The organism is Polaromonas sp., from assembly GCF_029945895.1.
Taxonomy (GTDB): domain Bacteria; phylum Pseudomonadota; class Gammaproteobacteria; order Burkholderiales; family Burkholderiaceae_C; genus Polaromonas.
In genome coordinates this window covers 1-11,000 of the sequence record NZ_JAQSDL010000095.1, presented here as the reverse complement: position 1 = coordinate 11,000, position 11,000 = coordinate 1, and the positions used below count along the sequence as shown (strand labels likewise).

The window sequence follows — 11,000 nt, the reverse complement described above, 5'->3', positions numbered from 1 at the left end:
ACATGCGGCCACCAGGCGTCGATGTTGCGGCGCATCTCGGCCTTGCCGCCGTCCTGGTCGTTCAGGTGAAACTTCACCGCGCCGCAGCAGCCGGCCTTGGCCGCCACCACGGTCTGGATGCCCGCCGCGTCGAGCACCCGCGCTGTCGCGGTGTTGATGTTGGGCATCATGGCCGGCTGCACGCAGCCGGCGAGCATCAGCATCTTGCGGGGGTGCTCCCGCTGCGGCCAGCTGCCCGCCGGCTGGCGCGCCGGCACCTTGTTCTTCAGCGCCGCGGGCAACAGGCCACGCACGGCCTGACCGAGTTTCATGGCCGGTGCAAACAGCGGTGACGGCAAGCCTTCTTTCAGCGCCCAGCGCACCACACTCTCGGAAGCGGGCCGCGCCACCCGTTCGTCGACCAGCTTGCGGCCAATGTCGATCAGGTGGCCGTACTGCACGCCGCTGGGACAGGTGGTCTCGCAGTTGCGGCAGGTCAGGCAGCGGTCCAGGTGCATCTGGGTCTTGCGCGTCGGCGCCTGGCCCTCGAGCACCTGCTTGATCAGGTAGATGCGCCCGCGCGGGCCGTCGAGTTCGTCGCCGAGCAGCTGGTACGTCGGGCAGGTCGCCGTGCAAAAACCGCAGTGCACACACTTGCGCAGAATCGCCTCGGCCGCCTGGCCGTCGGCGGTGTTCTTGAATTCGGGGGCGAGGTGGGTTTGCATCAAGTCTCCGACGGGCCGCCCTTAGGGGACTTGCGCCCCCTTGGGGGGCAGTGAAACGGCGCAGCCGCGAACGAGGGGGTCAACATCAGAAGTCCGGGTAGAGGCGGCCACGATTGAAAATCCCGGCGGGATCGAACTCTTTCTTGAGCTGCCGGTGGATCCGGTCCAACGGCGGTTTCAAGAGGTCAAATCGGCCCTCAGCCCTTTCAGAACGGGCGCCACCAGCTATAAAAAGCGTAGCGGTTCCGCCAACAGCCGCAGCGGCATCGCGCAGGCGCTGCGCCTCACCGGCCGCTGCTCGCACCCAGCGCTGCGCCCCGTGCCATTCGATCAGCGGCGGCTCGGGCAGGTCCAGCACCGGTGCCGTCTGTGGCACCGACAGGCGCCACAGGTCCCGCTCGCCGCGCGCCAGGAACCAGGGCAGCTGCTGGTCGCGGCACAAGCTCCAGTCGGGCGCCACCGAGGCATTGTCCTGGCGCTCTCCGCCCAGTGTTTTGCAGGCGGCCTCGACCGCCGCGACGGCGCCGCGCAAACGCAGGTACAACGTGGACGCACCGGCGTCATCGACCCAGCAGCTGGCGTTGAGCGGCAGGGGCTGCCTGCCCCACTCGTTCAGCTGCGCCAGAGCCTCTGACTGGCTCATCCCGAACTTCAAGGTGGCTTCGGCCGGGGCCACCGGCAACACCTTCAGGCTGATTTCGGTGAGCAGGCCCAGCGTCCCCAGAGCGCCCACCATCAAGCGCGAAACGTCGTAACCTGCCACATTTTTCATGACCTGGCCGCCAAAGGTCAGCAACTCGCCTTTGCCATTGAGCAGGGTGACGCCCAGCACATAGTCGCGCACGGCACCCACGCTGGCGCGCGCCGGGCCGCTCAGGCCGGCGGCCACCATGCCCCCTACGGTCGCTGCGCTCCCTGCGGTGGAACCGCTTTCTGTGAGGCCTTCGCCCAAGGGCTCAGACCGGGCGGCCCCCGGCCCAAAGCGGGGCGGCTCGAAAGGCAGGCACTGGCCGCGTTCAGCCAGCACCGCCTCGAGCTCGGCCAGCGGTGTACCGGCCCGCACGGTGACCACCAGTTCGGTGGGCTCGTAACTGGTGATGCCAGCCAGCGGTGTGGCATCCAGCAGCTCGCCCTGCAGCGTCTGGCCGTAGAAGTCCTTGCTGCCGCCGCCGCGTATGCGCAGTGGTGTGCCGCTGGCTGCAGCCGCACGCACCCGGTCCATGATCAATTGAAGCGCTGAGTCCATGGTCCTGATGGTAAGGGGGCGCAGGTCGGCCGGGTTTGATATTTTTGAACGGCGGCTGTTCGCTTTTTTGAGTTCAACCCGGGTCCGAAAAAAAATGAACCGGCAGACCGGGCACGTCAACGCGCATGGAAAACACGCAGCCGGACTGCGGAAGTGCTTCGAGTTCCGCGGCGGGTCGCCCGTGACGCGCCGTGGTCAGGTACAGCGTCTGCAGGTCGTCGCCGCCAAAACACACCATGGTTGGACACACCACGGGGGTGGGAATGTCGGCCAGCAAGTCGCCCTCCGGCGACAGCTTGAGCACGCGCTGGCCCTCGTACATGGCCACCCAGTAGTTGCCCTGACTGTCCACCGCTGCGCCGTCGGGCCGGCCGCCATAACCCGGCATGCCGGGCTGCCAGCCAGTCGGCTTGGGCGGGAATTGCCGGAACACGCGCTGCCGGGCCAGGGTGTTGCCGGCGGCGTCCCAGTCCCATGCGCGGATGACATGGCCGGTCGTGTCGGCCCAGTACAGGGTCTGGCTGTCGGCCGACCAGGCCAGGCCGTTGCCCACGGTTGCGTCGCCGGCCATGCGCACCAGCGCCGGCGCACGGCCCGCCCGGCCGTCCAGGCAATACAGCGCCGCCTCGCGCGCATCGCGCGGCTCGTAAATGGTGCCGGCCCAGAAGCGGCCCAGCGGGTCACATTTGCCGTCATTGAAACGGGTGGTTCGCGGGTCATGCGCGGCCGCGGCCAGTTGCTCCAGCGCACCACCCCAGGTCCGCGCCCGGTAGACGCCGTCGCGCAGCGCGATCACGAGCCCGCCGCTACGCGCCGGTGCGATGCAGCCGGGCTCCAGCTCGTGCGGCGCTGCCATGGCCCAGCTGTCCACCGTGCCCATGAACACATTGCTGCGGTGGATTTTTTTTCCTGCGATGTCGACCCAGTACAGCTGTTGCTCGTCAGGGTGCCAGAACGGTGATTCACCCAGGTCGCTGGGCTGCGCCACCGTGGTCATCCAGCTCACGACGCAGGCTCCACCTGAATGCTCATGTGGGCACTGATTGATTCGCCCGGTGCGAGCACCTGGATGCCCAGCTCATCAGCCTGCCCCGCGCCCGCCTGCAGCAGGTTGACCGCATTGTTGACATGGCTGACCGGCTCGATCGCCACAAAGTCCCGTTTCGGGTTGGTAAACACCACCAGGCGGCGCAGATTGGACGTGATGCGTGTGTGCATTTTTTCATCGTGAAGGTGCACCACGCCATTCCAGCCGTCAAAGCAATGATCCACATCGAGCGAGGCGCAGTCCACATCGAGTCCGTGCGCCGGCTGGCGATGCGTCGGCAGTTTTTCCTCGTTCATCTCCCAGCGCCCGGTCGCCTCGAATGTGATGTGGCTGCGGCTGCGCTTGACGAAGTAGGGGTGCCAGCCAAGACCCGCCGGGGCTGGCGTGGCCGACTGGTTGGTCATGCTCAGCGTGAGTTCGAGGGTGTTGCCACTGACACGGAAAGTCTGCGAGACGTCAAAGGCAAACGGCCAGGAGGCGTCGGCGTTGTGTTCGAAAGCGAGCATCAGCAGCTGATCGTCCTGCTCAAGCACCTGCCAGGGCCGCTGCCAGCCCAGGCCATGGATGGCGTGCGGTTCTGGCCCGTTGTTCTGCACCAGCGGATGGCTGGTGCCCTGCCACTTCAGCGTGGCATGCCCGACGCGGTTGGAAAACGGCACCAGCGGGTAACTGCCGGCCAGACGCACCGACATCAGCTCGCTGGCAGGTGTCGAGCGCAGCACAGGCAGGTCGCCCAGCCACAGGCCGGCGATGCAGCCGCCCAGGTCGGGCTTGATGTCGCAACGCAGGCTGGCGCTGGACAAGGTGATGGGCTCGGTCATGGGCAAGTCTCCTGCTGACATTGTGCACCGGGGGAGAAACCGCCCGGGCAAAAAAAAGCCCGCCGGAACCGAAGTTCTTGCGGGCTGAACATCCAAAGGAGACTCTCGCTATTTATCCCAAATTCGTTCAAGCTGCCGTGGCCGCCCGGAGGCGGCCACGGTATTCGCCGGTCAGCGGCTGTAGGCGGTTTCGCCGTGCGACGTGATGTCCAGGCCTTCGCGCTCGTCTTCCTCGCTGACACGCAGGCCGATGGTCAGGTCCACCACCTTGTAGGCGATGAAGGAAACCACACCGGACCAGACCACCGTGACCAACACAGCCTTGAGCTGGATCCAGACCTGGGCAACGATGGAGTAATCCGCCGCCGTCACCATGGTGGCGGTAACCCAGTCGGCCACGTAGCCGGGGCCACCCAGGCTTGGCGAGTTGAACACGCCGGTCAGCAGCGCGCCCAGGATACCGCCGATGCCGTGCACGCCGAACACGTCGAGCGAGTCGTCAGCACCCAGCATTTTCTTCAGGCCATTGACACCCCAGAGGCAGGCGAAACCAGCGATCAGGCCGATGATCAGGCCGCCACCGATGCCGACGTTGCCGGCTGCCGGCGTGATTGCCACCAGGCCAGCGACGGCACCGGAGGCTGCACCCAGCATCGAAGCCTTGCCGCGCATCAGCGCTTCACCGACGCACCAGGCCAGCACGGCAGCTGCCGTGGCACCCAGGGTGTTGATGAAGGCCAGGGCGGCGAAGCCGTTGGCTTCCAGGGCGGAACCGGCGTTGAAACCGAACCAGCCCACCCACAGCAGGGCAGAACCAACCATGGTCAGTGTCAGGCTGTGCGGTGCCATGGCTTCCTTGCCATAACCGATACGCTTGCCGACCATGTAGGCGCCGACCAGGCCAGCCACAGCGGCGTTGATGTGCACGACGGTACCGCCGGCAAAATCAAGCGCACCCGACTGCCAGATGTAACCGGCTTTGGCGCTCATCTCGTCAACAACTTCCTTGGCGGTGTAGGCGTCGGGGCCCATCCAGAACCAGACCATGTGGGCCATGGGCGCGTAGCTGAAGGTGAACCAGATCACCATGAACATCAGCACGGCGGAGAACTTCATGCGTTCGGCAAAGGCGCCGACGATCAGTGCGCAGGTGATGCCGGCAAACGTGGCCTGGAAGGCGGCGAAGATGATTTCGGGAATCACAACGCCCTTGCTGAAGGTCGCGCCGTTGGCAAAGGTGCCCGCAACGTTGTCCCAGACACCTTTCATGAACAGCCGGTCAAAGCCGCCGAAGAAGGCATTGCCTTCGGTGAAGGCCAGGCTGTAGCCGTAGATGAACCACAGCACCACGATCATCGAGAAGGTGACCATGACCTGCATCAGCACCGACAGCATGTTCTTGCTGCGGACCAGGCCGCCGTAGAACAGGGCCAGACCGGGGATGGTCATCAGGATCACCAGCATGGTCGAGACCATCATCCAGGCGGTATCGCCCTTGTTGGGCACGGCAACAGGCGCCGCAGGTGCGGCCGGTGCGGCCGGTGCCGCAGCTGCCGGTGCAGCCATCTCGGCAGGTGCAGCAGCGGGAGCGGCCGCCGGAGCAGCGGCTTCGGACGCTGCAGGGGCAGCCGCCGGTGCCTGTGCCAGCACGGCGGCGCCGGAAGTCAGCAGGCTCAGTCCCAGAGCCAGGGAGGCAAGTAGTTTTTTCATGTCTATTTCTCTTTTTTGGGGTTGAGGCTTAGAGCGCTTCCTTGCCGGTTTCACCGGTGCGGATACGCACCACCTGCTCGAGGTTGTAGACGAAGACCTTGCCGTCGCCGATCTTGCCGGTACGGGCTGCGCCCTCGACGGCTTCGATGACGCGGTCGACCAGTTCGTCGGACACTGCCGCCTCGATCTTGACCTTGGGCAGGAAGTCCACGACGTATTCAGCGCCGCGGTACAGCTCCGTGTGGCCCTTCTGGCGGCCGAAGCCCTTGACTTCGGTCACGGTGATGCCCTGCACACCAATACCGGACAGGGCCTCGCGCACTTCGTCCAGCTTGAACGGTTTGATAATGGCCGTTACGAGTTTCATGAGTTCTCCTTTGCCTCAGCTTCTAAGCCGTGTTATTTCAGAAACTTTTCTTGACGGACAGTACCAGGCCATCCTTGGCAAGGTCACGGGTGCCGGAACCAGGCAGGGTGTAGGGAGCGCCCAGGCCGTTGGTACCCACCACTGCCAGGCTTACCACCAGGCCGTCGATGTCCTTGTTGACGGCGACCGAGTAGTCCGTATAGGAGTTTCCGTTCTTGATTTTCTGCGCGCCGATATGCGGCACGATGGACCAACCCGAACCCAGGTCAAAGTTGGCGCTGAGGTCGAGGTAGCCGCTGTTCTTGCTGTTGGCCGTGCCAAACAGGTTGGTCGTGGCGTGCGAGTATTTGGCCGTGACGATGCCGAAGGTCAGGGCACCGTACAACTCGAAGGTGTTGGGGCTCACGAAACCAGCCGTCTTTTTCAGGTTGTTGCCGGCATACCAATAGTAGAGGCCGCCAACGTCATAGCCCACGCCTTCGGCGAGGGACCCTTTGTAGCCGCCGTAGAAGTCGATCTCGACCGGGCCTTTGGTTGTGTTGGGGTTGGCGGTGGAGTCCTTCAGCCAGGTGATGCTTGAAGCCCAGGTACCCAGGTAAAAGCCGCTGGTGTGCGAATAGTCGATGCCGCCATTGATCGCAGGCTTCTTGCCGCTCTGCGAAATCCCGCGGTAGCGGTAATCGGTGGTGGCACCGATGTTGTAGGACAGGGTGGACTCCGGCGCAGGGGCTGCGGTCTGGGCATAGGCCGAACCAGCAAGGGCAAGTACCATCACCAGCATTGATTTTTTGGCGGCTGATTTCATCGAGAGCTCCATGGATAGTTAAAAAGGGAATGTGACGCGTTGAACACTTAGCATGGAGCGTGCCAAATTTTGTAGTCCGCAAGCGCCTTCGTCGGCGTCAACAAGGACTGACGCGTTGACTTGAACTGGGATAAATACAAGATGCGCACCTAATAAGTGCACTGATGTCTGATCACTTTTGGTGCATGAGGGAGAAATCGACAAATGAGCTTATCTTTAGTGCAGAGCCGCGCCTTGTTGGGCATGCAGGCGCACCCGGTTTGCGTCGAAGTGCATCTGGCCAACGGCTTGCCGAGCTTCACGCTGGTGGGTCTGGCCGAAACCGAGGTCAAGGAAGCGCGCGAGCGGGTGCGGTCTGCCATCCAGAACACCGGCCTGGAGTTTCCCGGCAACAAACGCATCACCGTGAACCTCGCCCCAGCCGACCTGCCCAAGGACTCCGGACGCTTCGACCTGCCGATTGCGCTGGGCATTCTGGCGGCCAGCGGCCAGATCGACACCACCAAACTCGCCGGCTACGAGTTCGCCGGTGAGCTGTCGCTGGGCGGGGAATTGCGCCCCATACGCGGTGCCCTGGCCATGAGCCTGGCACTGCCGGGCCGGGACGCCGGCCAGCCCCGACCCCGGCTGGTCCTGCCGGGCGGCAGCGCCGAGGAGGCCGCGCTGGTGCCGGATGCCGAGGTCTACCGGGCGCACCACCTGCTCGACGTGGTCAGGCAATTTTTGCCGGGCGACATGGTTCCTGAAGACACGCCAGGCTGGGTCCGGCTCCAGCCCAGCGCGCCGCAGGACGCCACCCCCTACCCGGACCTGTCCGACGTCAAGGGCCAGGCGGCGGCCAAGCGCGCACTGGAGATTGCCGCCGCCGGTGGCCACAGCCTGCTGATGGTGGGCGCACCGGGTTCGGGCAAGTCCATGCTGGCCCAGCGTTTTGCGGGCCTGCTGCCGGCCATGAGCACAGCCGAGGCGCTCGAAAGCGCGGCCGTCGCCTCGCTGGGTGGCCGCTTCTCGCTGGACAACTGGGCGGTCCGGCCCACCGCCGCGCCGCATCACACCGCCAGCGCTGTGGCCCTGGTCGGTGGCGGCTCGCCGCCGCGGCCCGGTGAAATTTCACTGGCGCACCACGGCGTCTTGTTCCTCGACGAGCTACCCGAGTTTCCCCGAGCCGCGCTGGAAGCCCTGCGCGAGCCACTGGAGTCGGGCACCATCACGATCTCGCGCGCCGCCCAACGCGCCGAGTTCCCGGCGCGTTTCCAGCTGATTGCCGCCATGAACCCCTGCCCCTGCGGCTACCTCGGCTCCAGCCTGCGCGCCTGCCGCTGCTCGCCAGACCAGGTCTCGCGTTACCAGGGCAAACTCAGCGGCCCGCTGCTGGACCGGATTGACCTGCATGTGGAAGTCGGGGCACTGGCGGCCGAGGAATTGCTGGGCGCCGCACCCGGCGAAAGCACGGCCAGCATCCGGGAACGGGTGGTTGCGGCGCGGGAACGCGCGACGGCGCGCCAGGGTAGCAGCAACCAGGCCTTGCAGGGCAAAGCCATTGATGCGCAATGCGGGCTCGACGATGCCGCAGCAAAATTCCTGAACACGGCGGCCGCACGCCTGGGCTGGTCCGGCCGCAGCATTCACCGCTGCCTGAAAGTGGCACGCACCATTGCCGACCTGGCCGGTGCGCCGGCCGTGCAGGTCTCGCATGTGGCCGAAGCAGTGCAGTACCGGCGGGCGCTCAAAGCAACTTAAAAGCCCCCACGCTCGTCACTGTGTGTACTTCGCGCCCCCCCCTCGAGGGGGCCGCTGTGCCTGCGGACTGGCCAAGCCAGATCCCCGGCCCCCACTTGTATTGATACCCCCAAGCGCGACCGATACGAGCGCCCGATGGGCTTGCCTGGAACGCCTGCGCGGCGCACCTGCTCAGTCGGCGAAGGCCTAAAGATTCGGCGCCAGCAGGCGCTGCAGGTCTTCTGCCTTTTCGCCACGACGCTTCGCCAGATCCTGCAGCTGGTCATCGCCGATCTTGCCGACGCTGAAGTACACGCTTTGTGGGTGGCTCAGGTAAAAGCCGCTGACGCTGGCGGCCGGCGTCATGGCCAGGCTCTCGGTCAGCGCCATGCCGATGTCGCCCGCCTGCAGCAGCTCGAACATGTCCTTCTTGACGCTGTGGTCGGGGCAGGCCGGGTAGCCGGGGGCCGGGCGTATGCCCTGGTACTTCTCGGCGATCATCTCCTCGGTGCTCAGCGTTTCGCCGGTGGCGTAACCCCACAAATCCTCGCGCACCCGTTTGTGCAGGGCCTCGGCAAAAGCCTCGGCCAGCCGGTCGGCCAGCGACTTGAGCATGATGGAGGAGTAGTCGTCGTGGTCATCGTTGAAGTACTTTTCCTTCTTCTCGGCGCCCAGGCCAGCCGTCACTGCAAACAGGCCGATGTAGTCCGGCAGCATGAAGGTGTTGTGCCCCTCGGCGCCCGCATGTCCGGCGCGCACGGCCTTGGTTTCCGCTGACAGCACTTTCGGCGCCACAAAATCGGCCAGGCAGCGGCTGGGGCGCATCACGCCGGCGAGCGCGGTTTTCTCGGCCTGCTGGCGCAGGCCGTACCAGGTCATGGCCACCTCGCTGCGCGACTCATCCGTGTAGATCTCGATGTCGTCGCCGACGCTGTTCGCCGGGTACAAACCGATGACACCACTGGCGGTGAGCCAGCGACCTTCGATCAGGCGCTTGAGCATGCGCTGCGCATCGGCATACACACGCACAGCCTCGGTGCCCACCACCTCGTCTTTCAGGATGGCCGGGAAAGGGCCTGCCAGGTCCCAGGTCTGGAAGAAAGGTCCCCAGTCGATGTAATTCGCCAGTTCGGCCAGATCGAAATTCTTGAAGACGCGACGGCCAATGAATTTCGGCTTGGGCGGCGTGTAGTGTGCCCAGTCGATAGTCGTTGCATTGGTGCGGGCCTTGGCCAGCGGCCACATGGGTGTCTGCTTCTTGTTGGCGTGCTGGGTGCGCACCTTGTGATAGTCCGCATTGAGTTCCTCGATGTATCTGGCCGCCTGGTCGGACAGCAGACTTTGCGCCACGCTGACACTGCGCGAGGCATCGGGCACATACACCACCGGGCCTTCGTAGTGCGGTGAAATTTTCACCGCGGTGTGTACCCGGCTGGTGGTGGCACCGCCAATCATCAGAGGAATCTTCCTGATGCGGAAGTGGTCATCCTTCTGCATCTCGCCAGCCACATATTGCATTTCCTCGAGGCTGGGCGTGATCAGGCCGGACAGGCCGACGATGTCTGCGCCTTCGACCTTGGCACGCGCCAGGATCTCGTGACAGGGCACCATCACACCCATGTTGACCACGTCAAAGTTGTTGCACTGAAGCACAACGGTGACGATGTTCTTGCCGATGTCATGCACATCGCCCTTGACAGTGGCGATGATGATCTTGCCTTTGGTCTTGACGTCGCCGCCAGCGGCCTCCAGCAGCAGCTTTTCGGCCTCGATATAAGGCAGCAGATGGGCCACCGCCTGCTTCATCACACGCGCGCTTTTGACCACCTGCGGCAAAAACATCTTGCCCTGGCCGAACAGGTCTCCGACCACGTTCATGCCATCCATCAGCGGGCCCTCGATCACATGCAGCGGACGCCCGCCTTCGGCCTTGATCGCCTGCCAGACCTCTTCGGTATCCGTCACGATGTGTTCGTTCATGCCGTGCACCAGCGCGTGCGACAGGCGCTGGCGCACCGGCAAGGCGCGCCATTCGTTTTTCTTGCTGTCATCCTTGGCGCCGCTTTTCGCGGTCTCGGCCACTTCGATCAGTCGCTCGCTCGGCGACACTTCTGGCTCGCCCGGCTTGTAGACCGGGCTGCGATTGAGCACCACGTCTTCGACGCGCTCACGAAGCGTCGGCTCGAGGTCGTCGTAGACGCCGACCATGCCGGCGTTGACGATGCCCATGTCCATGCCGGCCTGGATCGCGTGATACAGAAACACGGTGTGGATGGCTTCGCGCACCGGGTCGTTGCCGCGAAAGCTGAAGGACACGTTGGACACGCCGCCGGACACCTTCGCGCCTGGCAGGTTCTGTTTGATCCAGCGCGTGGCGTTGATGAAGTCCACCGCGTAGTTGTTGTGCTCCTCGATGCCGGTGGCGATCGCAAAGATGTTGGGGTCGAAGATGATGTCTTCGGGCGGGAAGTCCAGCTCGTCCACCAGCACCCGGTAAGCCCGCTCGCAGATTTCGATCTTGCGCTCATAGGTGTCGGCCTGACCCTGTTCGTCGAAAGCCATGACCACGGCGGCGGCGCC

Annotated in this window: 9 protein-coding genes; 1 reads left to right on the top strand and 8 read right to left on the bottom strand. The window is 64.6% G+C overall.

Annotated elements, in window-relative coordinates; genetic code table 11:
- The 7 genes from glcF to PSV33_RS14195 all read right to left on the bottom strand — a co-directional run.
- Positions 1-704, bottom strand: a 704-nt coding sequence (gene glcF / locus PSV33_RS14225; protein ID WP_300562866.1) for a glycolate oxidase subunit GlcF, incomplete at its 3' end; no start/stop codon positions are given.
- Between the two features lie 85 nt (positions 705-789).
- Positions 790-1,950 carry a glycolate oxidase subunit GlcE gene (gene glcE, locus PSV33_RS14220; RefSeq protein ID WP_300562863.1) on the bottom strand — a complete coding sequence of 387 codons (1,161 nt, stop codon included), beginning with the start codon at positions 1,948-1,950 and terminating at the stop codon, positions 790-792.
- 73 nt (positions 1,951-2,023) lie between these two features.
- The gene (locus tag PSV33_RS14215; protein WP_300562868.1) at positions 2,024-2,947 is read right to left on the bottom strand and encodes an SMP-30/gluconolactonase/LRE family protein; all 924 of its coding nucleotides are present in this window, start codon (positions 2,945-2,947) and stop codon (positions 2,024-2,026) included.
- A 5-nt stretch (positions 2,948-2,952) separates the two neighbouring features.
- A complete protein-coding gene (locus PSV33_RS14210; protein WP_300562861.1) occupies positions 2,953-3,819 on the bottom strand; it encodes an aldose 1-epimerase in 867 nt (288 codons plus the stop codon).
- Positions 3,820-3,990: 171 nt separating this feature from the next.
- Positions 3,991-5,529, bottom strand: coding sequence for an ammonium transporter (amt, locus tag PSV33_RS14205; protein ID WP_300562859.1), 1,539 nt, complete (start codon positions 5,527-5,529; stop codon positions 3,991-3,993).
- Positions 5,530-5,557: 28 nt separating this feature from the next.
- The gene (gene glnK, locus PSV33_RS14200; RefSeq protein ID WP_077591625.1) at positions 5,558-5,896 is read right to left on the bottom strand and encodes a P-II family nitrogen regulator; all 339 of its coding nucleotides are present in this window, start codon (positions 5,894-5,896) and stop codon (positions 5,558-5,560) included.
- A gap of 37 nt (positions 5,897-5,933) precedes the next feature.
- The gene (locus PSV33_RS14195) at positions 5,934-6,701 is read right to left on the bottom strand and encodes a TorF family putative porin (protein ID WP_300562856.1); all 768 of its coding nucleotides are present in this window, start codon (positions 6,699-6,701) and stop codon (positions 5,934-5,936) included.
- Positions 6,702-6,905: 204 nt separating this feature from the next.
- Between PSV33_RS14195 and PSV33_RS14190 the strand changes: the two genes are divergently transcribed.
- Positions 6,906-8,441 carry a YifB family Mg chelatase-like AAA ATPase gene (locus PSV33_RS14190; RefSeq protein ID WP_300562854.1) on the top strand — a complete coding sequence of 512 codons (1,536 nt, stop codon included), beginning with the start codon at positions 6,906-6,908 and terminating at the stop codon, positions 8,439-8,441.
- Between the two features lie 186 nt (positions 8,442-8,627).
- Here the strand turns inward: PSV33_RS14190 and PSV33_RS14185 are convergent.
- Positions 8,628-11,000: vitamin B12 dependent-methionine synthase activation domain-containing protein (locus PSV33_RS14185; protein ID WP_300562852.1), on the bottom strand; the 2,373-nt coding region annotated here is incomplete at its 5' end.

What these genes read in the sequence shown, in the direction of transcription:
- glcE (WP_300562863.1), bottom strand. Translation starts at nt 1,950, where the DNA reads ATGGACTCAGCGCTTCAATTGATCATGGACCGGGTGCGTGCGGCTGCA.
- PSV33_RS14215 (WP_300562868.1), bottom strand. Translation starts at nt 2,947, where the DNA reads ATGACCACGGTGGCGCAGCCCAGCGACCTGGGTGAATCACCGTTCTGG.
- PSV33_RS14210 (WP_300562861.1), bottom strand. Translation starts at nt 3,819, where the DNA reads ATGACCGAGCCCATCACCTTGTCCAGCGCCAGCCTGCGTTGCGACATC.
- amt (WP_300562859.1), bottom strand. Translation starts at nt 5,529, where the DNA reads ATGAAAAAACTACTTGCCTCCCTGGCTCTGGGACTGAGCCTGCTGACT.
- glnK (WP_077591625.1), bottom strand. Translation starts at nt 5,896, where the DNA reads ATGAAACTCGTAACGGCCATTATCAAACCGTTCAAGCTGGACGAAGTG.
- PSV33_RS14195 (WP_300562856.1), bottom strand. Translation starts at nt 6,701, where the DNA reads ATGAAATCAGCCGCCAAAAAATCAATGCTGGTGATGGTACTTGCCCTT.
- PSV33_RS14190 (WP_300562854.1), top strand. Translation starts at nt 6,906, where the DNA reads ATGAGCTTATCTTTAGTGCAGAGCCGCGCCTTGTTGGGCATGCAGGCG.